The organism is Sulfitobacter dubius, from assembly GCF_027214245.1.
GTDB classification, from domain to species: Bacteria; Pseudomonadota; Alphaproteobacteria; order Rhodobacterales; family Rhodobacteraceae; genus Sulfitobacter; species Sulfitobacter dubius_A.
On the sequence record NZ_JAPWHM010000003.1, the window covers coordinates 278,698 to 304,077 of the forward strand.

At 61.4% G+C, this 25,380-nt stretch carries 28 protein-coding genes; 17 read left to right on the forward strand and 11 right to left on the reverse strand.

Translation table 11 applies throughout. The annotated features are described in order from the left end of the window. The first annotated feature begins 1 nt into the window (after position 1). The 9 genes from O4H31_RS08410 to O4H31_RS08450 all read left to right on the forward strand — a co-directional run bounded on the left by O4H31_RS08410 (position 2) and on the right by O4H31_RS08450 (position 7,801). Positions 2-343 (forward strand): putative quinol monooxygenase, encoded by a 342-nt coding sequence (locus O4H31_RS08410; RefSeq protein ID WP_331283699.1) that lies wholly within the window; start codon positions 2-4, stop codon positions 341-343. Next, the gene (locus O4H31_RS08415) at positions 340-1,209 is read left to right on the forward strand and encodes a DMT family transporter (protein ID WP_269344759.1); all 870 of its coding nucleotides are present in this window, start codon (positions 340-342) and stop codon (positions 1,207-1,209) included. Before O4H31_RS08410 ends, O4H31_RS08415 begins: the two co-directional genes overlap by 4 nt. Positions 1,210-1,330: 121 nt before the next feature. Beyond that, positions 1,331-2,419, forward strand: coding sequence for an OmpP1/FadL family transporter (locus O4H31_RS08420; RefSeq protein ID WP_269344761.1), 1,089 nt, complete (start codon positions 1,331-1,333; stop codon positions 2,417-2,419). A gap of 110 nt (positions 2,420-2,529) precedes the next feature. Continuing rightward, the gene (locus tag O4H31_RS08425; RefSeq protein WP_269344763.1) at positions 2,530-3,462 is read left to right on the forward strand and encodes a DMT family transporter; all 933 of its coding nucleotides are present in this window, start codon (positions 2,530-2,532) and stop codon (positions 3,460-3,462) included. 12 nt (positions 3,463-3,474) lie between these two features. Then, positions 3,475-4,335, forward strand: coding sequence for an ATPase (locus O4H31_RS08430; RefSeq protein ID WP_269344765.1), 861 nt, complete (start codon positions 3,475-3,477; stop codon positions 4,333-4,335). A 56-nt stretch (positions 4,336-4,391) separates the two neighbouring features. Next, the gene (metA, locus tag O4H31_RS08435) at positions 4,392-5,309 is read left to right on the forward strand and encodes a homoserine O-acetyltransferase MetA (RefSeq protein WP_269344767.1); all 918 of its coding nucleotides are present in this window, start codon (positions 4,392-4,394) and stop codon (positions 5,307-5,309) included. After that, entirely contained in the window at positions 5,293-6,273 is a 981-nt protein-coding gene (locus tag O4H31_RS08440; protein WP_269344769.1) for an alpha/beta fold hydrolase, read from the forward strand. Before metA ends, O4H31_RS08440 begins: the two co-directional genes overlap by 17 nt. Positions 6,274-6,321: 48 nt before the next feature. Beyond that, a complete protein-coding gene (gene ppk2, locus O4H31_RS08445; RefSeq protein ID WP_269344771.1) occupies positions 6,322-7,191 on the forward strand; it encodes a polyphosphate kinase 2 in 870 nt (289 codons plus the stop codon). After that, positions 7,184-7,801 (forward strand): TetR/AcrR family transcriptional regulator, encoded by a 618-nt coding sequence (locus O4H31_RS08450; RefSeq protein WP_269344774.1) that lies wholly within the window; start codon positions 7,184-7,186, stop codon positions 7,799-7,801. The genes ppk2 and O4H31_RS08450 overlap by 8 nt, the downstream gene beginning before the upstream one ends. A gap of 12 nt (positions 7,802-7,813) precedes the next feature. On the opposite strand, the gene O4H31_RS08455 is transcribed toward O4H31_RS08450, so the two are convergent. Next, the gene (locus O4H31_RS08455) at positions 7,814-8,809 is read right to left on the reverse strand and encodes an LLM class flavin-dependent oxidoreductase (protein ID WP_269344776.1); all 996 of its coding nucleotides are present in this window, start codon (positions 8,807-8,809) and stop codon (positions 7,814-7,816) included. A 238-nt stretch (positions 8,810-9,047) separates the two neighbouring features. Between O4H31_RS08455 and O4H31_RS08460 the strand changes: the two genes are divergently transcribed. Then, on the forward strand, positions 9,048-9,737 hold the full coding sequence (locus tag O4H31_RS08460) for a hypothetical protein (protein WP_259944527.1): 690 nt from the start codon (positions 9,048-9,050) through the stop codon (positions 9,735-9,737). 148 nt (positions 9,738-9,885) lie between these two features. Here the strand turns inward: O4H31_RS08460 and rpsI are convergent, their stop codons facing one another. The 3 genes from rpsI to O4H31_RS08475 form a co-directional block, all read right to left on the reverse strand. Continuing rightward, on the reverse strand, positions 9,886-10,386 hold the full coding sequence (rpsI, locus tag O4H31_RS08465; protein WP_067629875.1) for a 30S ribosomal protein S9: 501 nt from the start codon (positions 10,384-10,386) through the stop codon (positions 9,886-9,888). A 2-nt stretch (positions 10,387-10,388) separates the two neighbouring features. Next, positions 10,389-10,850, reverse strand: a complete 462-nt coding sequence (rplM, locus tag O4H31_RS08470; protein ID WP_067629878.1) for a 50S ribosomal protein L13 — start codon at positions 10,848-10,850, stop codon at positions 10,389-10,391. Between the two features lie 160 nt (positions 10,851-11,010). Next, positions 11,011-12,426 carry a PLP-dependent aminotransferase family protein gene (locus O4H31_RS08475; RefSeq protein WP_269344782.1) on the reverse strand — a complete coding sequence of 472 codons (1,416 nt, stop codon included), beginning with the start codon at positions 12,424-12,426 and terminating at the stop codon, positions 11,011-11,013. A gap of 110 nt (positions 12,427-12,536) precedes the next feature. Between O4H31_RS08475 and O4H31_RS08480 the strand changes: the two genes are divergently transcribed. Beyond that, a complete protein-coding gene (locus O4H31_RS08480) occupies positions 12,537-12,767 on the forward strand; it encodes a DUF1127 domain-containing protein (protein WP_269344784.1) in 231 nt (76 codons plus the stop codon). Between the two features lie 234 nt (positions 12,768-13,001). On the opposite strand, the gene O4H31_RS08485 is transcribed toward O4H31_RS08480, so the two are convergent. Beyond that, entirely contained in the window at positions 13,002-13,430 is a 429-nt protein-coding gene (locus O4H31_RS08485) for a PaaI family thioesterase (protein ID WP_269344786.1), read from the reverse strand. Between the two features lie 58 nt (positions 13,431-13,488). Between O4H31_RS08485 and O4H31_RS08490 the strand changes: the two genes are divergently transcribed. From O4H31_RS08490 to gluQRS, 4 genes are all read left to right on the forward strand, one after another. Beyond that, positions 13,489-14,274, forward strand: a complete 786-nt coding sequence (locus O4H31_RS08490) for an enoyl-CoA hydratase (protein ID WP_269344788.1) — start codon at positions 13,489-13,491, stop codon at positions 14,272-14,274. A gap of 277 nt (positions 14,275-14,551) precedes the next feature. After that, the gene (trmFO, locus tag O4H31_RS08495; protein ID WP_269344790.1) at positions 14,552-15,892 is read left to right on the forward strand and encodes a methylenetetrahydrofolate--tRNA-(uracil(54)-C(5))-methyltransferase (FADH(2)-oxidizing) TrmFO; all 1,341 of its coding nucleotides are present in this window, start codon (positions 14,552-14,554) and stop codon (positions 15,890-15,892) included. Between the two features lie 53 nt (positions 15,893-15,945). Then, positions 15,946-16,560, forward strand: coding sequence for a class I SAM-dependent DNA methyltransferase (locus O4H31_RS08500; RefSeq protein WP_269344792.1), 615 nt, complete (start codon positions 15,946-15,948; stop codon positions 16,558-16,560). Further along, positions 16,557-17,414 carry a tRNA glutamyl-Q(34) synthetase GluQRS gene (gluQRS, locus tag O4H31_RS08505; RefSeq protein WP_269344794.1) on the forward strand — a complete coding sequence of 286 codons (858 nt, stop codon included), beginning with the start codon at positions 16,557-16,559 and terminating at the stop codon, positions 17,412-17,414. The genes O4H31_RS08500 and gluQRS overlap by 4 nt, the downstream gene beginning before the upstream one ends. A gap of 9 nt (positions 17,415-17,423) precedes the next feature. Here gluQRS and hisI read toward each other — a convergent pair whose 3' ends face one another. Next, complete coding sequence (gene hisI, locus O4H31_RS08510; protein WP_259944544.1) at positions 17,424-17,783, reverse strand: phosphoribosyl-AMP cyclohydrolase; 360 nt, start codon at positions 17,781-17,783, stop codon at positions 17,424-17,426. A 75-nt stretch (positions 17,784-17,858) separates the two neighbouring features. Here hisI and O4H31_RS08515 point away from each other — a divergent pair, with 75 nt between their 5' ends. Then, positions 17,859-18,320, forward strand: a complete 462-nt coding sequence (locus O4H31_RS08515; protein WP_269344797.1) for an iron-sulfur cluster assembly scaffold protein — start codon at positions 17,859-17,861, stop codon at positions 18,318-18,320. A 190-nt stretch (positions 18,321-18,510) separates the two neighbouring features. Here O4H31_RS08515 and O4H31_RS08520 read toward each other — a convergent pair whose 3' ends face one another. From O4H31_RS08520 to O4H31_RS08540, 5 genes are all read right to left on the reverse strand, one after another. After that, positions 18,511-18,639 (reverse strand): hypothetical protein, encoded by a 129-nt coding sequence (locus O4H31_RS08520; RefSeq protein ID WP_259944545.1) that lies wholly within the window; start codon positions 18,637-18,639, stop codon positions 18,511-18,513. 99 nt (positions 18,640-18,738) lie between these two features. Next, entirely contained in the window at positions 18,739-20,829 is a 2,091-nt protein-coding gene (recG, locus tag O4H31_RS08525) for an ATP-dependent DNA helicase RecG (RefSeq protein WP_269344800.1), read from the reverse strand. Continuing rightward, entirely contained in the window at positions 20,826-22,946 is a 2,121-nt protein-coding gene (gene ligA, locus O4H31_RS08530) for an NAD-dependent DNA ligase LigA (RefSeq protein ID WP_269344802.1), read from the reverse strand. Before ligA ends, recG begins: the two co-directional genes overlap by 4 nt. 86 nt (positions 22,947-23,032) lie before the next feature. Beyond that, positions 23,033-23,740: a response regulator transcription factor CtrA gene (ctrA, locus tag O4H31_RS08535; RefSeq protein WP_067626480.1), complete on the reverse strand. Its 708-nt coding sequence runs from the start codon at positions 23,738-23,740 to the stop codon at positions 23,033-23,035. A gap of 94 nt (positions 23,741-23,834) precedes the next feature. Further along, complete coding sequence (locus tag O4H31_RS08540; protein ID WP_269344807.1) at positions 23,835-24,113, reverse strand: DUF1153 domain-containing protein; 279 nt, start codon at positions 24,111-24,113, stop codon at positions 23,835-23,837. Positions 24,114-24,233: 120 nt separating this feature from the next. Between O4H31_RS08540 and mnmA the strand changes: the two genes are divergently transcribed. Then, positions 24,234-25,376: a tRNA 2-thiouridine(34) synthase MnmA gene (gene mnmA, locus O4H31_RS08545; protein ID WP_269344809.1), complete on the forward strand. Its 1,143-nt coding sequence runs from the start codon at positions 24,234-24,236 to the stop codon at positions 25,374-25,376. Positions 25,377-25,380 lie beyond the last annotated feature (4 nt).

A 25,380-nucleotide genomic window follows, 5' to 3' on the forward strand; every position in this document is an offset into this window, starting at 1 on the left:
CATGCGGGTGGCCCTCACCGGCCACCTTCGCTGCGCCACCCGGGCCGAGGCGGACCGGGTGCGCGCAGGGCTCGACGCGCATCAGCGCCTCACCCGTGCCGAGCCGGGGTGTTTGCGCTTCGACGTGACCCCAACCGACGATCCCCTTTTGTGGCAGGTATCGGAACTTTTCACCGACCGCGCAGCCTTTGAGGCGCATCAAACCCGCACGGCGGCATCAGACTGGGCAAGGCTCACCGCCGGGATCACACGCGACTACAAGATCATCGACATTCCGATCACCAACCGCCAGATCATCGGCGACAAGGCCAAGGGTGACGACCAATTGACCGACCCTACATGACCTCCACCGTCCGCGCCGCACTCTGGATGATCGGGTCTATCGGCTCTTTCTCGACCATGGCTGTGGCGGGGCGCGAGCTCTCGGCGCGGTTCGATACCTTTGAGGTGATGCTCTACCGCAGTGTGATCGGCGTGATCATCGTCCTGTCGCTCGCTTGGGTCACCGGGGCGTGGCGGCAGATCAACACCCGCAACTTCGGCTTGCAACTTATCCGCAACCTCGCGCATTTCACCGGGCAGAACCTATGGTTCCTCGCGGTGTCGCTGATCCCGCTGGCGCAGGTTTTCGCGCTTGAGTTCACCTCTCCGCTATGGGTCATTGTCCTGTCGATCTTTCTGCTGGGCGAACGATTGACCGCCACGCGGGCGCTGGCTGCGGTCATGGGGTTCATCGGCATTCTGATCGTCGCACGGCCTGATATTGGCAATCTCAACACCGGCATTCTGGCGGCGGCGGGCTGTGCGGTTTTCTTTGCCCTGACCAATGTGCTGACCAAGCGGCTGACGCGGACCCAAGGGATCACCACGATCCTGTTCTACCTCACCACGCTGCAACTGATCTTTGGCCTAATCTCTGCGGGCTACGACGGCGACATCGCTGGACCTACGGTCGAGACGATGCCCTTTCTGTTGCTCGTCGGCGCCTGTGGGTTGCTTGCGCATTACTGCCTGACCAACGCGCTGAGCCTTGCCCCCGCGACCGTGGTGGTGCCGATTGATTTCGTCCGCCTTCCGGCAATCGCGGTTGTCGGGATGCTCCTCTATGCCGAAGCGATCGATATTTGGGTCTTCGTAGGGGCCGCGATCATCTTTGCGGGCAATTACCTCAACATCTGGTTTGAGACCCGCAAAGCACACCCCGAGTAATGTTTGCCCAGATTTCAGCCTGACCCAAGGTCAGTGATTGACGCAAACGGCAGCTATCCGCTTAGATCATTTCTAACCTGTGCCGGGGAGGAACCGCACAGAAGTCTTGGGAGGAAAGCAAATGAAAACCTATTTCTTGGCAATTCCGGCACTGTTGGCATCTACGGCACTCGTTCACGCTGGCGGCATCGATCGGTCGGGCCAATCCATCAACGCTCTGTTTGAAAACGGGCGCTATGCCGAGTTCAGCTTCGGGCATATCTCGCCCGACACCTCGGGCACCTCGGTTGCGGCCCTCGGCAGCCGCGATTCAGGCAACGCCACAGAAAGCTACATGCAGTTTGGCGCCGCCTATAAGGCAGACATCAACGACAAGCTGTCCTATGCGATCATCTATGACCAGCCCTTTGGCGCTGACATCGATTATCCCACCGGCACCGGCTACTACGCCGCAGGCGCGCAGGCTGATCTTGACGCGCACGCTCTGACGGGTGTGCTGCGCTACCGCATGAACGACAACTTCAGCGTTCACGGCGGTCTGCGCGTGCAAACCATCGAAGCCACGGCAGCTGTCCCCTTTGTGGGCGGCTATACGGTTGATGGGGATCGCGACACAGGCGTCGGCTATGTCGCTGGTGTCGCCTATGAGCGCCCCGACATCGCCATGCGCGTGGCGCTGACCTATAATTCCAGCATCGACCATGACGTTGACACGACCGAGTTCGGCGCAGTCATGAGCACAACCGAAATCGAAACGCCGCAGTCGGTTAACCTCGATTTCCAGACCGGTATCGCGGCTGACACGCTTCTGTTCGGTGGCATCCGCTGGGTTGATTGGTCTTCCTTCGATATTTCTCCGGCTGCCTATGCTGGCGCCACGGGTGGCGCTTCCCTCGTGAGCTATGAGAACGATGTTTTCACCTACTCGCTGGGTGTGGGCCGCCGTTTGAACGACAACTGGTCGGTCTCTGCTTCCGTCGGCTATGAGAAGTCCGAAGGCGGCTTTGCTTCCAACCTCGGGCCGACCGATGGCAACAAGAGCCTTGCGCTGGCTGCCGTCTATACCCGCGACAATATGAAAATCACCACCGGCGTGCGCTACGTCAACATCGGCGACGCAGAGACGGCCATTCCGGGCTTTGCCCCGGCAGCGGAATTCGAAGACAACGATGCCGTGGCCTTTGGTGTGAAAGTGGGCTTCACCTTCTGATCCACACCAGAACTGTTGAGATTACGCCGCCTGAGCCTCTCGGGCGGCGTTTTTTATGCATGCGCATCTTTCGGGTCGTGCCGATCCGTGGAACGCCCTAAACCCAAGCCATGATCACACAGAAAACCATCCCCCCGCGCGCTTGGATTGAAATGGGCTTTCTCGCTCTGCTCTGGGGCGCGTCCTTTGTCGCCGTGCGGGTGGCGCTAGATGAGATCGGGCCGCTGACATCAGTCGCGCATCGGGTGTTCTGGGCGATGCTGGTGCTTTGGGGCGCGGTCGCCACCATGCGCCTGCCGCTGCCGCGCGACCCGCGCATCTGGGCGGCCTTTTTGCTGATGGGGCTTTTGAACAATGTGATCCCCTTTTCACTGATGGCATGGGGACAGCTGCACATCCCCTCTGGCCTGACCTCGATCCTCAACGCCGCCACGGCGATCTTTGGCGTCTTGGCCGCCGCGATCTTTCTGGCGGATGAGCGGATCACCCCGCGCAAGGCGATTGGCGTCTGCCTTGGCTTTGCCGGGGTCAGCACCGCCATCGGTTTGGAAAACCTCACAAACTTCGATCTCGGCAGCCTTGCACAACTCGCCGTGCTGGGCGGGGCAATGTCCTATGCCATGGCCGGGGTCTGCGCGCGCAAACTGCTGCCGGGCCAACCGCCGCAACTTGCCGCCGCCGGGATGCTGACAGGGGCCACGCTGATCATGCTGCCGTTGGCATGGGCCGTCGAAGGGCCGCTGACGCTCGACCTTGCCCCGGCCACGCTCATGGCCATCGCCTATTATGCGCTGGCCGCCACCGCGCTGGCCTATCTGCTCTACTACCGCGTGCTGGGCATGGCGGGCAGCAGCAACCTGATGCTGGTAACGCTGCTGGTCGCCCCCGTGGCGATCCTGCTGGGCGCATGGCTGCGGGATGAGACCCTGCGCCCCGCCGCCTATAGCGGTTTCACCCTTCTCGCGCTCGGGCTTCTGGTGCTCGATGGCCGCATCTGGCGTCTGGTGAAACACTGGGGTAGTCAGGGGAAACGAAGTACTTAACCTTGGTGATACATGCTCTACCCCACGGCTGACGATTGGCGCGCGGCGCCGCGCCGCAAAGTTCTGATCTTTGGCATGTCGGGTCTGGGCAAGACCCATCTGTCCAGCCTGCTACGCGCCAGCGGCGATTGGTTTCACTACTCCATCGACTACCGCATCGGCACCCGCTATCTGGGCGAGCTTATCGCCGACAACGCCAAGGCCGAGGCGATGAAGGTGCCGTTTCTGCGCGATCTGCTGCTCAGCGACAGTATCTACATCGGCTCGAACATCACCTTCGACAATCTCTCGCCCGTGGCCACATGGCTGGGCAAACCGGGCGATCCGGCGCGTGGCGGTCTGCCGATGGAGGAATACGCCAAACGGCAAGGGGCCTTCCGCCGGGCCGAGATCAGCGCCCTTCAAGACACCGCCTATTTCGCCACCCGCGCCGAAGCGCTCTACGGATATCCGCATTTCATCTGCGACACTGGCGGATCAATCTGCGAATGGGTCGATCCCGAAGACCCGGACGACCCGTTGCTGCGGCAATTGGCCGAGGAATGCCTGCTGGTCTGGATCAAGGGCGACGAGGCCCATACCGAGGAACTCATCCGCCGTTTCGACAAAGCGCCCAAGCCAATGGCCTATCAGCCCGAATTCCTCGCCCGTGCATGGGCCGACTATCTGACCGAAAAGAACATCACCGAGGATGCGGTGAACCCCGACGATTTCATCCGCTGGACCTATGCCGCCGCCCTGTCGCACCGCCAACCGCGCTATGAGGCGATGTCGAAATGGGGCGTCACCATCACCCCTGCCGACATCGACACACTAAAATCTCCCGAAGACTTTACCGAGCTCATTGCCCGCCACCTGCCCGCGGGCGGTTGAACCCGCCCCGTCCAAGATTATCTGACTGCACTGGCTACCCCTGAAAGACCTGTCTCATGCCCATCAAGATCCCCTCCCGCCTGCCCGCCTTTGACGTTCTGCGCAACGAAGGGGTCATGGTGCTGGATGAGGAACTGGCATCGCGGCAAGACATTCGCCCCCTGCGCATCGCGCTGCTGAACCTGATGCCCAAGAAAATCCAGACAGAAAACCAGTTCGCCCGGCTGATCGGTGCCACCCCCTTGCAGATCGAACTGAGCCTCATCCGCATGTCCGATCACCAAGCCCGCAACACTGCCGCCGAACATATGGAAAGCTTCTATCGCCCTTTTGAGGAGATGAAGGCCGAAAAATTTGACGGGCTGATCATCACCGGCGCCCCGATTGAGCATCTTGAGTTCGACGAAGTGACCTATTGGGACGAGCTGCGCGAGGTGATGGAATGGACCCAGACCAACATCCACTCCACTTTTGGCGTCTGTTGGGGCGGCATGGCGATGATCAACCATTTTCATGGGGTGAAGAAATACATGCTGAGCGAGAAAGCTTTCGGCTGTTTCCGCCACCGAAACCTCGCGCCCGCCTCGCCCTATCTCCGCGGCTTTTCGGATGATTGCACCGTGCCCGTCTCCCGCTGGACCGAGATGCGCCAAGACGAGGTGAACGCGCACGCGGGCCTCACCACGCTTCTGGGCAGTGATGAGGTCGGCCCCTGCCTGATCGAAGACCCCGCGCACCGGGCGCTCTATGTCTTTAACCATTTCGAATACGACCGCGACACGCTGAAACAGGAATATGACCGCGACGTGGAAAGCGGCGTGCCGATCAACGTGCCCTGCAACTACTACCCCGAGGATGACCCCTCGCGCACCCCGGTGAACCGCTGGCGCAGCCACGCGCATCTGCTTTATGGCAATTGGATCAACGAGATATACCAGACCACCCCCTTCGATATGAATGAGATTGGCCATTAAACTGCTGCTTGCCCTCCTCCTCGGGCTGGCGCTGCTCACAGCGCTCGTCCAATGGCGCGCCGCGCGGCATGAGGCGCGGGCCGAGGCGAGCCATCCGCCCGAGGGCGAGATCATCACGGTGGATGGCCTGCCGGTCCATGCCAAGGTGATCGGCAGCGGGCCTGATCTGGTGCTGATCCATGGGGCCAGCGGCAACCTGCGTGATTTCACCATGGGCTTCGCGGAACGGCTGAGCGACCGCTACCGCGTCATCATGTTTGACCGCCCCGGCATGGGCTATACCGCCCGCTTGCCCGGTGCGCGCGGCGCGTGGAACCCACTGGGGGAATCGCCGCAAGAGCAAGCCGCGCTGCTGCAAAAGGCTGCCGACCAGCTTGGCGTCGAAAACCCCATCGTGCTGGGTCATTCCTTTGGCGGCGCTGTGGCGCTGGCTTGGGGGCTTCAGCGCACCAAGGACACCGCCGCGCTGGTGCTTGTATCTGCCGTGTCAGAGCCTTGGCCGGGCGGGCTGGGCTGGCTTTACAACGTCAGCGCCTCACGGCTTGGCGGTGCGCTGTTTATCCCTGCCGTCACCGCCTTTGTCCCCGAAAGCGTGGTACAAAGCAGTATTGAGGCGATCTTTGCCCCGCAGCCCGCGCCCGAAGGCTATGCCGATCACATTGGCACCGGGTTGACCCTGCGCCGCAGCGCCAGCCGCGCCAACGCCCAGCAGGTGCACCAGCTTCGCCCACATGTGGTTGAAATGGCCGCACAATATGACCGTCTGACCATGCCGGTAGAGATCATCCACGGCGATGCCGATACCATCGTGCCGATGCATATCCACGCCGAGGAACTCATCAAAGACATCCCCAACGGCGCGCTCACCCGACTGCCCGGCATGGGCCATATGCCCCATCACGCCGACCCGCAAGCGGTGGTCGACACAATCAACCGCGCCGCCACCCGTGCGGGTTTGCGTTAAGCGCCTTAACATCCCATATTGAAACAAGAACACCCGCGAGGAGCGCCCATGGACCTGCCCTTTGACGGCGCGATCAGCGCCTTTTTCGACAATGACGTCCCCGAGGACATTCGCCAAGCGATCCAGCGGGCCGACAAGGATGACATCCTCTCGCCCTCCTACCCGCATGACGAGCGCCTGTCGCGCAAGACCTATGAGCGCGACTACGAGCGGCTCCAGATCGAAATGGTCAAACTGCAATCTTGGGTGCGTGAGACCGGCCAACGGGTGGTCATGGTCTTTGAGGGGCGCGACGCTGCCGGGAAAGGCGGCACCATCCGCCGCATGCGCGAGAACCTCAGCCCCCGTTCCGCCCGTGTCGTCGCCCTGTCAAAACCGACTGAGACGGAACAGGGTGAGTGGTATTTCCAACGCTACATCAAACACTTGCCCACGGCGGGCGAGATGGTCTTCTATGACCGCTCGTGGTACAATCGCGGCGTGGTGGAAAAGGTTTTTGACTTCTGCACCCCCGCGCAACGTGCGCATTTCTTTGAACAAGTCACCCCGTTTGAGCAGATGCTCGTCGAAGATGGCATTCACCTGATCAAATTCTGGCTCAACGTGGGCCGGGCCGAGCAGTTGCGCCGCATGTTGTCGCGCGAATCCGATCCGTTGAAACAATGGAAACTCAGCCCCATCGACGTCAAAGGTCTTGCCAAATGGGAGGAATATTCGAGCGCCATCGCCGAGACCCTGCTGCGCAGCCATACAGATGAAACCCCTTGGACGGTGATCCGATCCGATGACAAGCGCCGCGCGCGGCTGGCCGCCATGCGCCACCTGCTGAACCGCTTCGACTATCCCCAGAAAGACGCCAAAGCGATTGGCAGAATCGACGATGAAATCTGCGGCGGGCCGGACATCTGGGATGCCTAAACGCGGCTACCATCACGGCAACCTGCGCCAAGCCTTGATTGACGCCGCCCTTGAGTTGATCGAGCAGCGCGGCCCCACGGGCTTTACCCTCTCCGAGGCTGCCAAACGCGCGGGCGTCACCCCGGCGGCAGTCTATCGCCATTTCGAAGGCCGCGAAGACTTAATCGCCGAGGCCGCGCATCAAGGCTATGATATCTTTGCCGAATTGATGGAATTCGCTTACGAATCCGGCCAACCCTCAGCGCTGAAGGCGTTTGAGGCCACGGGCCGCGCCTATCTCGCCTTTGCGCGCAAATACCCCGGCCATTACATCGCCATGTTTGAATCCGGCATCTCGGTCAACCGCACGCCGGAATTGGCCTATGCCGCCAACCGCGCTAATGGCGTGCTCGAACGCGCGGCATCCGACCTAAGCCAGCATATCCCCGAAGACAAACGCCCGCCAGCTTCGATGTTTTCGGCCCATATTTGGGCGATGAGCCACGGCGTGGTCGAACTTTTCGCCCGCAACTCCCCCGGCCGCGCCTCGCCCTTCCCGGCGGACGACTTGCTGGAAACCGGGATCGGGATTTACCTGCGCGGGCTGGGATTGGTCAGCCCCGACGAGTGAGGGCGGCGGCCCTCAGGCCGCCACCTTCATGTCTTGCATCACATCCGCCGCAATCTCAAACGAGCGCAACCGCGCCGCGTGATCGTGGATCTGCCCGGTTAGGATCACTTCATCAGGGCGGTGCTGTGTGATCAGCGCCTCTAGCTGGCGTTTCACCGTCTCAGGGCTGCCCACGGCGGACACGCGCAGCGCATGATCCACCCCCTGCCGCATCCCTGCGCCAATCTCGGCATCAATGTCGCGCACCGGCGCTGGCAGCTTGCCGGGACGGCCTGTGCGCAGACGGGCGAAGGCTTGCTGCATGGTGGTGCGCAGATAGGCGCCCTCTTCATCCGTATCGGCGGCGAATACGTTGACCGCCAGCATGAAGCGCGGCGCGGGGCAGGCTTCGGACGGTTTGAAATCACGACGGTAGATGGCCGTGGCCTCCTCCAACGCATCGGGCGCAAAGTGAGAGGCAAAGGCGTAGGGCAGCCCGAAATGGGCCGCCAGTTGCGCGCCGTATAGCGAAGAGCCGAGGATCCAGATCGGTACATGCGTCCCCTCACCCGGATGCGCACGGACGGGCGAGCGCGGATCGGCGTCGCCCAGATAGGCCATCAGCTCGGCCACATCATCGGGGAAGTGATCGCCGCCACTCATGCCCCGGCGCATCGCGCGTATCACCGCCTGATCGCCGCCCGGCGCACGGCCCAGCCCCAAATCGATCCGGTCGCCATGGATCGCAGCCAAGGTCCCAAACTGCTCGGCAATCGCCAAAGGCGCGTGATTGGGCAGCATCACCCCGCCTGCCCCAACGCGAATATGCTGCGTGTGATCCGCCACATGCCCCAGCAAAACCGATGTCGCCGCCGAGGCGATGCCCGGCATGTTGTGATGCTCTGCCATCCAGAAGCGGTGATAGCCTTTGGCTTCGGCCAATTGGGCCAATGCGACGGAATTGGCGATGGCGGTGGCGGTGTCTGACCCTTCGGGCACCGGGGCAAGGTCTAGAACTGAATACTGCATGACTGTCTCCTGTGTTGCGCTTGATATAGGCAGGGGCCGCCCCGCCCGGAACCACGGGGGCTGAGAAAAACCAACGACTTGGGCGAAATTTCCGTCGTTCACAATGTTATGTTCTAACGCATGCCAGATATGCGCAAACAGACCTTGCCGCCCCCCTATGGCGGGCCTATCCGAAGGGCCTTCACAACCTGACCTCGCCAGTCGCAGACAAGCCATGGTCCAACACTAGGCAAATGCCATGAATATCAAACACCTTATCGGGTTCGGCCTCACCGCCGGGCTGCTCTCTTCCGCCGCCTATGCGCAGGACAACATCACCACCGGTTTCGACCCGGTGATCGAAGACCGCGCCATGACCTCCATGATTGGCTGGACCGCAGGCGTCTCTGCCGCCACACGTTTCAACACGTCGGATGATTTCGATCACCTCGAAAACGAAGTCGAAGGCTTTGTCGAGCTGACTTACGGCGGCTTCCACACCGGCCTCAGCGCGACATCGCTCTACCAAGACCCGACAGATGACGTCGAGTTCGAAGCAAACCTCGGTTATGGCGCGGACTTCGGTCAGGGTCTCAGCTGGGATCTGACCTATGGCTATATCTGGCTGAACGATTCCGAAGACCACAGTGAAGAGATCACCGCGACGCTTGGCTTCCCCATCGGGCGCGACGCCTCGGGCGCATTCGCCGTGATCATCGACCCCGACAATGGCGAAAGCGATCAGGAAGTCGCGTTCGAAGCGCCCCTGTCCGAGCGTTGGACCGCCGTTGGCCTCATCGGCAACAGCGACCGTGACGACAACATCTATGCCGAAGCCGGTGCGGTTTACGACTTTGGCGATGGCGTCAGCTTTGAAGCGCTCTACGAAGACACCAACGATGGCGACGGCGTGTTGGGTTTTACCGTGAGCTACGAAATCGGCGGCTAAGCCGTTTCAGGTTCATGCGATCCCGGATCAGAGGCCGTTGCGGGAAACCGCAGCGGCCTTTTTCATGTCCAACAGCCACACATGCCAGCCCACAAACGAAAAAGGGCCACCCCGGAGGGCAGCCCTTTCGCAAAGTTGATCGGTAAGCTTAGCGCTTGGAGAACTGGAAGCTCCGGCGCGCTTTGGCCTTACCGTATTTCTTCCGCTCGACGACGCGGCTGTCACGGGTCAGGAAACCTGCCGCTTTCAGCGCACCGCGCAGGGAGGGATCATAAAGCTGCAGCGCCTTGGAGATGCCGTGCTTAACCGCACCCGCTTGACCGGACAGACCGCCGCCTTTGACAGTTGCGAACACGTCGAACTGACCTTCGGTGTTGGTGATGCCGAAAGGCTGCGCGAGGATCAGCTGCTGCACGGGGCGTGCGAAGTATTCGTTTTGCGGCTTGCCGTTCACGATAACCTTGCCGGAGCCGGGCTTGATCCAAACGCGGGCGACCGCGTCTTTACGTTTGCCGGTGGCATAGGCGCGGCCCAGTTCGTCACGAACCGGCTCACGCGGGGTCATTTCGGTTTCGGTGCCCTGCACGCCGCCGATGTTCTCGGTCACGGCTGCTTCGAGACCGTCGAGGGATTTGATTTCGTCAGCCATGCTCATGCACTCCGCGTGTTTTTCTTGTTCAAGGATTTAACATCCAGAACTTCGGGGCTCTGCGCCTCATGGGGGTGATCGCTACCTGCATAGACGCGCAGGTTGGTCATGATCTGGCGGCTCAGGCGGTTGCCGGGCAGCATGCGCTTGACCGCTTGGGTCACAACACGCTCAGGATGCGCGCCCTCAAGGATCTGTGCCTTGGTGCGCGACTTGATGCCACCGGGGTGGCCGGTGTGCCAGTAGAAGTGCTCTTCGCGCTTCTTGCCGGTCATCTGCACCTTGTCGGCGTTGATGACGATCACGTTGTCGCCGCAATCCATATGCGGTGTGAAGGACGGCTTGTGCTTGCCGCGCAGGCGCGTGGCGATGATCGAGGCGAGACGGCCCAGCACGACGCCTTCGGCGTCGATGATGATCCATTTCTTGTCGATATCTGCCGGTGTCGCAGAAAAGGTTTTCATGGATGAATTCCCGTTTAAGGTTGGTCGGAACGAGGAATCCCCGCCCGGTGTCTGATGGAGGGGTTATAATCACCTGCATCGCCGGGTCAAGCGCAGCAATCACGGATTATAATAGCGAAAACAACACTTTACAATTTAGGTATAATAATACCCCATATTTCTACACGCTGATCTGCTCTGGCGGATTGTCCAAGAGACAGCGCAGCCGCTGCATTGCCGCCTCGAAGGAGCGCAGCGAGACATGGGCGTTCACCGCGATACGTACCGCATGGGGCGCGCGGCCATCGCGCAGGGCGAATTCATCGGCGGAGCGGATCTGCACCCCCTGCGCCTCTGCCGCGCGACAGAACCCCGCCGCACGCCAGCCGGGCGGCAGTTGCAGCCATAGAAAGGGCACATCGCGCGACCATTGCAGCTCATGCCCGCCCAGATGGTTGACGGCAACCTCTACATATTCGGCCAGTCTTTCGCGGATGTCGGCACAGATGCCCTTTAGCCGCGGATCGGTCAGCAAAATGCGCGTCGCCTCGGCCAAGGGGCGCGCAAGGCCGAAATATCCGTATTCCGCCACCCGCCGCAGGTCCGCCGACCGCCCTGCCGGGGCCAGCGCAAAGCCGACTCGCAGTGCGGGCGTCAATTCCTTTGAGATCGACGAGACGTGCCAGACATGCTCAGGCCAGAGCGAGCGATAGCTCGGTGCGCGGGCTGCGCCCATGCGGTAGCAATCGTCCTCCAAAATCTCTAAGCCGTGCCGCTTGGCGACCTTCAGCAGCGCGCGCCGCCGTTCAAGGCTGGTGTGGCTGCCCGTGGGATTGTGCACTTCCGGCGTGGTGCAAAACACCTGCGCTCCGCTGTCGCGCGCGGCCTTGTCCAGCGCCTCGGGCAGCACGCCGTCTTTGTCCATCGCCACGCCGACCACTTCGGCGCGCAGCACCTCCGCCGCCCGCCGGAACCCCGCGTAGGAGAGGTCTTCGACCAGCATCACCGGTTTCGGCCCCGACAGGATGGCCTGAAGTACCAATACAATCCCACTTTGCCCGCCGTGCGACAGCACAACGTCGCGCTCACTCAGCGGGCCAAGGGACAGGTGCGACAGCCAGTCGACCACCGCTTGGCGCACCGGGGCATAGGCATCGCGGGTGGGATAGTTCATCAATTCTTCGCCCGGCACATCCGCCACCTGCCGCAGGGCGCTGCGGATCAGGGCCACTTGCCCCATATCCGGCAATCGTGGACTAAAGAGGCTCACCGCATCCGTATCTGAAATCTCTAACTCTTTGATCCAGCTATCTTGTTCGCGATTCCAGACATCTTCGCGGATGGCTGCCTGCGGCGGGGCGACAAAAGTACCCCGGCCCACTTCGGCCTCCAGCAGGCCCTCGTCAGTCAGAATGGTATAGGCGCGCGCCACGGTGCCGGGGGTGATCCCCAATTGCCACGCCAATTCCCGCACCGGGGGCAGCTTATCGCCAACCGCCAGCGCGCCGGAATTGATACCCTCGCGAATGGTCAGGGCCACGAGTTTGTACTTCGGTCCCTGCCCTTCGGCAAGGGTTGGCTGCCAAATTGTACCCATTACAATATTCCTGTGGTCAAATTGTATCGCACTTTGTACCCTTGTACCTGTAGGCTTTCTACACTTTGTGTCAATACAATTTCGCCAATACAAATTCAAGGAGTTCTCCCATGACACAGGCTCGCCCTATCAGCGCCGATGCAATGACATTGATGACATACCGCGCCCTGCCGGTCCCTGCGATGATCGCGCTGCGCTTTGCGGCGGTCGTGACCACATGGGCGGCCCGCCGACGCACCCGGATCGCGCTTGCCGCGCTAGAGCCATGGGAGCTTGAAGATGCGGGACTTACACCGGAACAGGCCTCGGCCGAGGCTTCCCGCGTGTTCTGGCAGGCGTAACTTCCCTGTGGCGTTCGCCAGACCTCTTCCTGGGCCGGGTTTTTCCCGGCCCTTTTTTCGTGTAAACCTAGGGCCATTGCCTGCCCGTGGGTCGGCGAACCAACCCCGGCTTGTACCACTTTATCTCTCAGCTATGATGAGCGCTCTCTAAGTCGAGCATAGGCCAACCAAATCGCCTACCCGCCCGAACGGGCAGGCGATGGCCCGGCGCCTGCGGCTTGTTCCGGCCCTTCGTCACCCCATAGACGCAGGCGGAATCGCATAGGTCAGGCTCGCCCGCGCCACCGGCTTATCCGACCCCTCGGAATAGATCAGCACATCCGTCACCGACAATTGCCGCCCCAGCTTGAGCAGCTTGGCATGAGCGACCAGCGGCACATCCGCCAGCGGCTTGCGCATGAAATCAATCGAGCAATTCGTCGTCACTGCCAACGCTTTGGGCCCGATCATCGCAAGCGTAACCAGATAGGCCGCCACATCCGCCAGTGCGAACATCGACGGGCCCGAGACCGTCCCGCCGGGCCGCAGATGGCGGCGGCTGGTCAGCAAACGCATGGTGATCTCATTCTCGGCGACGTGATCCACGGCGAAATCATCCGCCACCTGATCGAAAACCTCCCGCATGAAGGCTTCCAACGCCTCTGCATCCATCACCACGGCCATACTTGTCCTCCCTGTTGTCCTCGGCGTAACGTTGGCGCGACCAGCTTGGGAGGGCAAGGTGACAATTCTTGACGTTACGGCACAAGGGCCAATCACCCACCTGCGCATGAACGCACCCGAGCGATTGAACGCCCTGTCAGACGAAATGCTGGCCGCCCTGCACAGCAAACTCGACGCTTTGGCCGAAGATCGGCAAACCCGTGTCATTATCCTATCGGGCGCGGGCAAAGCCTTTTGCGCGGGCCACGACCTGCGCCAGATGACCGCCATGCGCCAAGCTGAGGATGGCGGAGCCGCCGCCTTCAAAGACCTCTTCGACCGCTGCGCTGCCCTCATGGCCCGCATCCAAAGCTTGCCGCAGCCCGTCATCGCCCAAGTCCATGGCATCGCCACTGCCGCAGGCTGCCAGCTTGTCGCCACTTGCGACATGGCCATCGCCGCCGAGGACACCCGCTTTGGCGTCAACGGCGTGAACATCGGCCTCTTCTGCTCGACCCCCATGGTCGCCCTGACCCGCAGCATCCCGCGCAAGCAGGCGTTTGAGATGCTGACCACCGGTGATTTCATTTCAGCCCCCCGCGCTGCAGAACTGGGCCTGATCAACCGCGCCGTACCGGGCGACCAACTGGCTACTGAGACCAACGCCCTAGCCGAAAAGATCGCTGCCAAACTCGGCACCGCCGTCGCCCACGGCAAAGGCGCCTTCTACCAACAGATGCACCTGCCCACGGACCAAGCCTATGCCTTCACCGGCGACGTTATGGTGCGCAATATGCTTGAGGCAGACACCCGCGAAGGCATCGACGCCTTCTTGGAAAAACGCGCGCCCGACTGGCGGCAGTAATTGTTTCCAAATCCGCGCAACAGTGTTGCCGCGCGGGGGCTGGCAAATCTGGCAAAATCGGGGCACTGTTATATTAGGGTACAGAAACCCTGATGATTTTGGGTCGCCGACGGCGGAAGGTCCCTCCGGGTCAGCCTCTCACTGACCGACCATTCCCGCAGCGGCGACCCCAAAACCATGCCCGGCCAAGCGCGCGTGCCGCGATATTTCAGCGCGCATCAGCCCGCCCCCGCTCTTGCCTGTTGCGCGCGAACCCGCCCTGCCCTACATCGCCCCCATGACAGATACATTGCACATCATCGGCGGCGGCATGGCCGGATCAGAAGCGGCTTGGCAAGCAGCGAACGCGGGCGTGGAAGTCGTGATCCACGAGATGCGCCCCAAGGTCGAGACCTTTGCCCACCAAACCGGGCTTCTGGGCGAGATGGTCTGCTCCAACTCCTTCCGCTCGGACGATGATGAGCAAAACGCCGTGGGCCTGCTGCATTGGGAAATGCGCGCCGCCAACGGCCTGATCATGGCCTGCGCCGACAAAAACCGCCTGCCCGCTGGCGGCGCACTAGCGGTAGACCGCGACCCCTTCGCGCAGACCGTCACCGACACGTTGCTCGCGCACCCCAATATCACCGTCGAATACGGCGAGATTTCTGAGTTGCCAAAAGACGGCAAATGGATCATCGCCACCGGCCCGCTGACCTCCGGCGCGCTGGCCGAAGCCATCGCCGCCGAGACCGGCGCCGAAGCACTGGCCTTTTTCGACGCTATTGCCCCCATCGTCTATTTCGACAGCATCGACATGTCCAAAGCCTGGATGCAGTCGCGCTATGACAAGGGCGAAACCGAGGAAGAGCGCACCGCCTACCTCAACTGCCCCATGGACAAGCAGCAATACGACGATTTCATTGACGCGCTGCTTGAGGCCGACAAAACAGAATTCCGCGAAGGTGAAACCGCCGGCTACTTCGACGGCTGCTTGCCCATTGAAGTGATGGCCGAACGGGGCCGCGAAACCCTGCGTCACGGCCCGATGAAACCGGTTGGCCTGACCAACCCCCACCAGCCCGAGATCAAGGCTCATGCCGTTGTGCAACTGCGCCGCGACAACAAGCTGGGCACGCTTTACAACATCGTCGGCTTCCAAACCAAAATGAAGTACGGCGCGCAGACGGATGTTTTCAAACGTATTCCGGGGCTTGAAAACGCGCGCTTTGCCCGTCTTGGCGGCATTCACCGCAACTCTTTCATCAACTCGCCCACGTTGCTTGACGACCAAATGCGCCTGCGCAGCCGCGACAATATCCGCTTTGCCGGGCAGATCACCGGCGTCGAAGGCTATGTCGAAAGCGCCGCGATGGGCCTGCTCGCGGGTCGCATGGCCGCCGCTGAGATCAAAGGCGGCAGCCTGCCAACCCCGCCCGACAGCACCGCCATGGGCGCGCTGATCACCCACATCACCGGCGGGGCGGATGCGAAAACCTTTCAGCCGATGAATGTGAACTTCGGCCTATTTCCGCCGGTCGAAGGGCTTAAATCGGGCCGTCGCGGCCGCAAAGACCGCTACAAAGCCTATACCGACCGCGCCAAGGCAGATTGGCAGGCATGGCTTGATCAAGGTTAATCCGTCCCGCGTTAACACTGGATCCTCCTGCCCATCCCCCATATCCTAGGGGAATGACAAAACATTATTTCGACAAAGCCTACGCGGCGCGGGACACGCAGGTGATCCGCAGCCTTTATGACGAATGGGCTGGCAGCTACGACGAGGATATCAAAGCGCAGGGCTATGCCGCGCCCGACCGCGCCGCTGCCACGCTCGCTGAATTTCTAGATGACAAAGACGCCCCGATCTTCGATATCGGCTGCGGCACAGGGCTGTCTGGCGCGGCCTTGAAACAAGCGGGTTTCACCACCATCGACGGCGGCGATGTCTCTGCCGCCATGCTGGCAGAGGCTCGAAAAAAAGATATATACCGCAATCTGTTAGAGCTCGAAGTTGATGCTCCTCTCCCCTTCGCGCCCGGCAGCTATGAGGCGATCAGCGCCATCGGCGTGATCGGCCCCGGAGCCGCGCCGATCACATTGTTCGACACGTTGATGCATGGATTACAAAAGGGCGGTAAGCTTTTGTTTTCCCTTAACGAAAAAGTGTTCGAAGATCGCGGCGCCTTGGGCATGATTCATGAGTGGACCGACTGCGGCGCGGCGATCCTGCTCTTTGCAGAGGAAGGCCCGCACCTGCCCGGCATCGACTTGAAGTCTACAGTCTATCTGATTGAAAAGAATTGACACTTACCACCAGATTTGCCCCATCCCCGACCGGTCCGCTGCACCTCGGCCACGCCTATTCGGCCCTCTTGGCCCATAATCTGGCCAAAGCAGCGGGGGGAAAGTTTCTGCTGCGGATCGAAGATATCGACCAATCCCGCGCGCGACCCAAGTGGGAGGCGCAGATCTACGAAGACCTCGCATGGCTTGGTATTGACTGGCCGCAGCCTGTGATGCGCCAATCCGACAGGATGGCGGCCTATCGCGGCGCCCTTGATGACCTCTGGGCGCGCGGCCTCGTCTATGCTTGCACTTGCAACCGTCGCGACATCGCCGCCGCCACCAGTGCCCCGCAGGAGGGCGCAGAGCCCGTCTATGGCCCCGACGGCCTGATCTATCCCGGCACGTGCCGTGACGCGGGCCACCCAAAAGCCTCCGGCGCGCTGCGGCTTGATATGCGTAAAACTTTGGCTTCTTTGGCTAATCGCGCGCTAAGCTTCACTGAAAACGGCCATGGCCCGAATGCCGAAACCGGAGCGATTACCGTCTCCCCGGATCAGCTTATCGCCACGGTCGGTGATGTGGTCTTGGCCCGGCGCGACATGGGCACGTCCTACCACCTTTCCGTCGTGCTCGACGATGCCGCGCAGGGGGTCACTCTGGTCCCGCGCGGGGCCGACCTTTTTGAGGCGACCTATATCCATGTTGTGCTGCAGGCTTTGCTCGACCTGCCAACGCCGCATTATCACCATCACCGTCTGATCCGGAATGAGGGCGGCAAACGGCTCGCCAAACGCGATGACGCCCGCGCCATCGCACTCTACCGTGAGAATGGAAGGACGCCCGAGGATATTCGTTCTATGGTAGGGCTTTAGCGAGCGGACTTAATCCACCGGCTTCATCAGTTCGACTTCTTCACCATCCTGAATCCCGGTGTAAAAGCAACTGCGCCGCCCTGTGTGGCAGGCGGGCCCGGTCTGGTCCACGAGCACCAACAGGCAATCGCGGTCGCAATCTATCCGCATCTCAACCAGTTTCTGCACATGGCCACTGGTTTCGCCCTTTACCCAGAACGCCTGCCGCGAGCGGCTCCAATAGGTCACCTTGCCGGTCTCAAGGCTGCGCGCGATGCTCTCTGCGCTCATCCAGGCCAGCATCAGCACCTCATGTGTCTCCGCGTCCTGCGCGATGGCGGGGATCAGGCCCGCCTCGTTGAACTGAAGGCTTGCAGGATCGAAAGTCATCGGGCACCTCGTGGAAATATTTGCATCTGTCTCTGCGGCGCTTATGTAGGGTTTCAGTACGAAAAGGAACAGCCCATGTCGGATGAGACGGACCTCATCAAGCTCTACTCCGCGCGTATCTTGGCGCTTACCGCAGAGATCCCGCATCTGGGCCGGATGGAGGCCCCGCAGGCCAGCGTGAAGCGCCGCTCGCCGCTGTGCGGTTCGACCGTAAGGGTCGATGTGCGCGTTGAGGAAGGCCGTCTGGCCGAGATGAAACAGGACGTGAAAGCCTGCGCCCTGGGGCAAGCGGCTGCGGCCGTTGTGGGCGGTGCAGCACCCGGTGCCTCGCTCACGCAGATCACAACTGCCCGCGATCAACTGCGCGCCATGCTCAAGGGCGAAGGGCCAGTGCCGGACGCCCCCTTTGACGGTTTCGAAGTGCTTACCCCTGCCACGGCCTATAAAAACCGCCATGCCTCCATCATGCTGAGCATCGAGGCACTGACAGAGGCGATGCAACAGGCCGAAGCCGCGGCGGAAGCTGGCGAGCGCTAAGCGCAGCCTGCCGCAGCCCACCTCCCCCAATATTAAAAAAACGCCGCACATCCTACGAAGGATGGCGGCGTTAGTCGGCGTTCCTCATGTTGGGACCCGCTTTGCCAGAGGCCGACGCGGACAGGCAAGTCGGTGCATCAAATTGGGACGGATGCAGCAGACAAAGCGGCATGAGAGCCTTTGGCAGAACTCAGATAAAGGCGGGCAGATGTAACCCAACGACCAGCATCACGATCAAAGCGGCGGCCCCTGCTGCATCTTGCAGCAATGTGGCCTGCGATCTGAGGGCGATAGATTTCAGGGCAGTGTAAGTCATCATCAGTACCTCCTTATCTTTGTTGCTCCTTTGTTCTCATTTTTACCCTTCCATGTAAAGAACTTTTTGCGAACATTCGCGAACATAAAGAGAGTACAGGCGCTAACCCACTGTTATCAAACGGATCGCCTCGTCCTGCCGCATAAGCCATAGCAGCAGCCTTACCGCCCTGCCGCGCGGCCCTTCGAGGGTGGGATCATCCATCAAAAGCTTTCGGGCATCCGATTGCGCCACCGCCATCAGGCCCGCTTGACGCTCCAGATCGGCCACGCGAAAGCGCGGCACGCCCGACTGCGCGGTGCCGATAAGATCGCCCGTGCCGCGCATTTCCAGATCGGTTTCGGCAATGACGAAACCGTCTTCGGATTCGCGCAGCACCTCAAGCCGTTGCCGGCCCGTATCGCTGAGGGGGGCTTGATACATCAAAAGACAGGTCGACGCCCCGGTGCCCCGTCCAACGCGGCCGCGCAGCTGGTGCAACTGCGCAAGGCCGAAAATCTCGGCCCGTTCCACCACCATGATCGTCGCATTGGGCACGTCCACGCCGACTTCGATCACCGTGGTGGCCACCAGCACCTTGGTCTCTCCCGCTTGAAAGGCACGCATCGCCGCGTCTTTTTCGACGGGCGGCATCTGCCCATGGACCAAGCCAACGACCCCTTCGCCCAACGCCGCGCGGAGCCGTTTGAACCGGTCTTCCGCTGCCGTCAGGTCGCTGACTTCGCTCTCTTCCACCAGCGGGCAAACCCAGTAGCATTGCCGCCCTTCGCTGATGGCGTGACGCATCCGGTCGATGACCTCATCCATCCTTGAGGTCGAGACCAGCGCCGTACGAATGGGCTGCCGCCCGGGGGGCTTTTCGTCGAGGATGGAAACATCCATATCACCGTATTGCGCCAGTGCCAAACTGCGCGGGATCGGTGTGGCGGTCATCACCAGCACATCGGCCAGCCGCCCCTTGCGGCCCAATTCCAGCCGCTGCCGCACGCCAAAACGGTGCTGTTCGTCGACCACCGCAAGGCGCAGATCGGCAAAGCTCACATCCGCCTGAAACACCGCATGGGTGCCGACGAGGATCTGAATATCGCCGCGTTCCAGTGCCGCGAGCTTGGCCCGCCGCTCTGCCCCTTTGTCGCGCCCGGTGAGGAGTTCCAGCACCACGCCCGCCTGTTCCGCCAACGGTTGCAGCCCCATAAGGTGCTGACGCGCAAGGATTTCCGTCGGCGCCATCAGCACCGCTTGCCCGCCCGCCTCAACGGCGCGCAAAAGCGCCATGAAGGCGACCAGCGTCTTGCCCGCCCCCACATCGCCCTGCAACAGCCTGTTCATGCGGGTCTCGCGACCCATGTCGGCGGTGATCTCTTCGACGGCGCGCTGCTGTGCGCCGGTGGGCCGATAGGGCAAGGAAGACAGTACCCGCTCTTGCAATCGCCCGTCGCCCCGGTTCGCCCGCCCCATCTTGCGCCGCTCATTCTGCCGCGCCAAGGCGAGGGTCACCTGATGGGCAAAAAGCTCATCATAGGCCAACCGCTCCCGCGCCGGGGCCGTGGCGGTGAGGTCTTGGGCGTTTTGCGGGTCATGCGCGGCCTCTGCGGCGGCGGCGAAATCGGGCCAAGCGGCCTGCGCCACCTGCCCGGGATCGGCCCATTCCGCCACCACCGGCAGCCGTTTCAACGCACCCCGGGTGGCCTTGTACATTAACTTTTGCGTCAGCCCAGAGGTGAGCGGATAGACCGGCTCAAAGTCAGGAATATCGCCCGCTTGATCTTCCGGCACGGCGAAATCCGGATGGACCATCTGCGCCATCCCGTCAAAAAACTCCACCCGGCCCGAAACAATGCGGCGGCTGCCTTCGGGCAATTGCCGCTGCCAATAGTCGCCGCGCGCGTGGAAATAGACCAGTTGGAAACTGGTCTGCGCATCCTCGACCGTGATGCGGTAAGCGCCGCCTTTGCTGCGTGCCGGACGGTGCGCGCCGATGGTGACGGCCACGGTGAGTGTCGCAGGCAAATGCGCGTCTTTCACACTGTCGCGCAGACGGCGGTCGATACCGGAGTGCGGAAGGGTAAAGATCAGATCGCGCGGCGCTTGGATGCCCAATTGGCCCAGCAATTGCGCTGTCTTTGGCCCCACCCCTTCGAGCGTTTCGAGCCCCGCAAAAAGCGGGAAAAGCTGTTCCGGTCTGCCGCTCATTTGCCTTCGATCAAGGCGAGCCAGCCATCTTCATCCATCGTCTCGACCCCCAGATCGGCGGCCTTCTTGGCCTTGGACCCCGCCCCCGGCCCGGCGACCAGAATATCGGTCTTGCCGCTGACCGAGCCTGAGACCTTGGCCCCCAAACGCTCCGCCCGGGCCTTGGCCTCGGCCCGGCTCATCTTCTCCAAAGTGCCGGTAAAGACGACGGTCTTGCCTGCGACGGGGCTGCCTTCGGTGTCGGGCCGTTCCGCCGGGATCACGGTCAGATGCGCCACCAGCCGGTCGATTGAGGCGCGCTCTGCCTCTTGCGCAAAGGCCGAAACCAGCGAACCCGCCATGACGCTGCCGACACCATCGACGCCGATCAGATCATCCCAAGCGGGGCCGTCGAGCCCGCGCGCCTCGGCCATGGCGGCCTCAAAACTGTCCCAATCGCCGTAGTGCAGCGCGATCAGGCTCGACGCCGCCTCGCCCACATGGCGGATGCCAAGGGCAAAGATCAGACGCGCCATGGGTATTTCACGGCGATCTTCGATGGCTTGAAACAGGTTATCCGCCGATTTCGGCCCCCAGCCTTCGCGGTTTTTCAACTGCTGCACGCCGCTGCCGTAACGCTCTTTCAAGGTGAAAATATCCGCAGGCTCCGCGATCCAACCGTCATGGTAAAACTGTTCGACCTGCTTGGCCCCCAGACCGTCGATATCAAATGCCTTGCGGCTGACGAAATGGATAAGCTTTTCGACGGCCTGCGCCGGGCAGATCAACCCGCCGGTGCAGCGCCGCACCGCATCGCCCGGCTCCCGGATCGCATCCGACCCGCATTCGGGGCAGGTGGTGGGATAGACAAAAGCCTCGGCATCAGAGGGACGTTGCGACAGGTCCACGTCGGCCACTTTGGGGATCACATCGCCCGCGCGGTAAATCTGCACCCAATCGCCGACGCGCACGTCCTTGCCGCCGCGGATTTCGGCGCCCTTGCTGTCGAGCCCTTTGATGTAATCTTCGTTGTGCAGCGTCGCGTTGGAGACGACGACCCCGCCCACCGTGACCGGCTGCAACCGCGCCACGGGTGACAAGGCACCGGTGCGTCCAACTTGAATGTCGATCCCCTCAAGCCGGGTCCAGGCCAATTCGGCGGCGAATTTATGGGCCACGGCCCATCGCGGGGTGGTGGAGCGAAAGCCAAGCCGTTCCTGAAGCGCGAGATCGTCGACCTTGTAGACGACGCCATCTATGTCATAGCCCAGCGTGGCGCGCTGCGCTTCGATCTTTTCGTAATGGGCGATCATATCGCTTGGCCCGTCACAAAGTGCGGTCAGAGGGTTGGTCGAAAATCCCAGTTCCGCCGATCGGTCAATCGCGCCCTTTTGCGTCTCAGCCAAGGGTTCCGAGAGCGCACCCCAAGCATAGGCGAAAAACTGCAATGGCCGGGCGCGGGTAATCTCTGCGTCGAGCTGCCGCAGGGAACCGGCGGCGGCATTGCGCGGGTTGGCAAAGGTTTTGCCGCCCCTTTCGGCCTGCCGCGCGTTCAGGGCCGCGAAATCGGCATGGCTCATATAGACTTCGCCGCGCACCTCCAGCAGGTCCGGCGCGTTCTTTAACTTTTGCGGGATGTTTTCAATGGTGCGGGCGTTGGCGGTAACATTTTCGCCCACCGCGCCATCGCCCCGCGTGGCGGCCTGCACCAGCACTCCCTTTTCGTAGCGCAGGGACAGCGACAGCCCGTCGATCTTGGGCTCAGCCGTATAGGCCAGGGGCGCATCCGCCCCCAGCCCAAGGTATTTGCGAATCCGGGTGTCGAACTCAGTGACTTCCTCCGCGTCAAAGGCATTGGCGAGCGAGAGCATCGGCACCGCATGCCGCACTTTGCTGAACCCTTCGGCGACCGGCGCGCCAACTTGCTCTGACGGGCTGTCAGCGCGCTTGAGGTCGGGGAAGCGCGCTTCGATCGCGGCATTGCGCCGTTTGAGCGCGTCATAGTCCGCGTCCGAAATTTCTGGAGCATCTTCCGCATGATAGGCGGTGTTCGCCGCGCTCAGAACCTCGGCCAGCCGGGCCAGCTCCGTCTCTGCCTGCGCTTTGGTCAGCGCTTTAACCTCGATCTGGGATGTCACGATCTGCCCCCGATATTGTCACCTGTGGCTTAGATAGGTGGCGATCAGGGGCAGGTCTAGCGATTTCAGGCTCGGTTGTTGGCAGTTCAGGCGCTGGCGGCCAGATCCATCTGCGCCGGTTCGGGATCGCGCAGCACATAGCCCCGGCCCCAGACAGTTTCGATATAGCTCTCTCCGCCTGTGGCTTGGCTGAGCTTTTTGCGCAGCTTGCAGATAAAGACATCGATGATCTTCAGTTCAGGCTCATCCATGCCGCCATAGAGGTGGTTGAGAAACATCTCTTTGGTCAGGGTCGTCCCTTTGCGCAGGCTCAGCAGTTCCAGCATCTGATATTCTTTACCGGTCAAATGCACGGGGCTGTCGTTCACGCTGACAGTCTTGGCATCAAGGTTCACGGCGACTTGCCCCGTCTCAATCACCGATTGGGAATGGCCTTTGGAACGGCGGATGATGGCATGGATCCGAGCCACCAATTCTTCGCGGTGAAACGGTTTGGTCAAATAATCGTCGGCACCAAATCCAAAGCCCCTGAGTTTATTTTCCGTATCGTCGGACCCCGACAGGATGAGGATCGGCGTTTCAATCCGCGCCAGCCGCAATTGGCGTAGCACATCATGGCCGTTCATATCCGGCAGATCGAGGTCGAGCAGGATCAAATCATAGTCATAGAGCTTGGCCAGATCGATTCCCTCTTCGCCTAGGTCGGTGGCATAGACGTTAAGATTCGCATGGGTCAGCATGAGTTCAATACTGCGAGAGGTCGTCGGGTCATCTTCAACTAACAATACACGCATTCGGTTTCTCCGGCTCATCTAGGACGATTGGCTAATCTTGAGCAAAAAAAGGTTAACTACCCGTTACCGATACTGGATAGGCTAGCTTAACAACTTAAAGTTGTCGATACTTTTTCAAGGAAGTGGCCTTTAGCGCGGCCTCTCCATGCTCTGTAACCGCGTGTAACCATTCCATAAATTCATCATCACTAATGCCATAACGCTCCAGCGCTTCGGATTGGGTGATCAGCCCATAGACCACCCCCCGCACCACCGCCGCCTTGCGCGAGGCGACCCACCTTCGCGTATCTGCACCGGGCAAATCGGCGCGCGACATCACGCTCCCGTCAGCGAGGGTAACAGACCGTGGCCCATCGACTTTTTTCAGGTACATCGCATCATCCGCCATTGTTCTGGCGGCCAATAACCCCCATCTGCCTTAACGCGGCGTGAAGCCTGCCCTTGTGACTAGGTAGGATTTTCCTATATTCGCGCACAAACTCCGGAGAGACCCATGGCCCTTGATCAGACACCGCCGCTCAATTCGCTTGGCTTTGCCAAGGCGCCCGCCGATACGCGCGTCGTCGTGGCGATGTCGGGCGGTGTGGACAGTTCCGTCGTGGCGGCCATGCTCAAGGACGAAGGCTATGACGTCGTGGGCGTGACCCTGCAGCTTTACGACCACGGCGCGGCGCTGGCCAAGAAAGGTGCCTGCTGCGCGGGGGTTGATATTCAGGATGCCCGCCGCGTGGCCGAGGAAATGGGCTTTCCGCATTACGTGTTGGACTATGAAAACGTCTTCAAGGACGCCGTGATCGATGAATTCGCCGACAGCTACCTTGGCGGTGCGACACCTGTGCCCTGCATCCGCTGCAACGAACGGGTGAAGTTCAAAGACCTGCTGGAAACCGCCAAGGATCTTGAGGCCGACTGCATGGCCACTGGTCACTATATCCAGCGCAAGATGGGCGAGAACGGGCCGGAGCTACACGCCGCTGCGGACGGCAACCGCGACCAGAGCTATTTCCTGTTCTCCACCACCGAAGAGCAGCTTTCCTATCTGCGCTTCCCGCTGGGCCATCTGCCCAGTAAGGATGACACCCGCAAGCTAGCCGCGAAATACGGGCTGGAAGTCGCGGATAAGCCCGACAGTCAGGACATCTGTTTCGTCCCCAATGGCGACTATGCCGCGGTGATCCGCAAACTACGCCCCGAGGCCGCCGATCCGGGCAATATCGTCGATACCGATGGCAATGTGTTGGCGAAACATGAGGGTGTGATCCACTACACCATCGGTCAGCGCCGGGGCTTGGGCATCGGCGGTCTGGCGGATCCGCTTTATGTGGTGAAGCTGGATGCTGAGCGCAAAGAGGTCGTCGTCGGCCCCAAATCCATGCTCGCCACCCGCAAGATCCCGGTGCGTGAGATCAACTGGCTGGGTGACGAGCCCCTGACCTCCCGGTCAGAGTGGAACATCGCCGTGCGCGTGCGCTCTACCCGCCCGCCGCGCGACGCAATCCTGCGCCCGATTTCCGAGACTGAGGCTGAGGTTGAACTGCTGACCGCCGAGGAAGGTGTTTCGCCGGGTCAGGCTTGTGTGTTCTATGACCCTGAAAGCACGCGCATCTTTGGCGGCGGCTGGATCCACCGAGGCTAAGCCT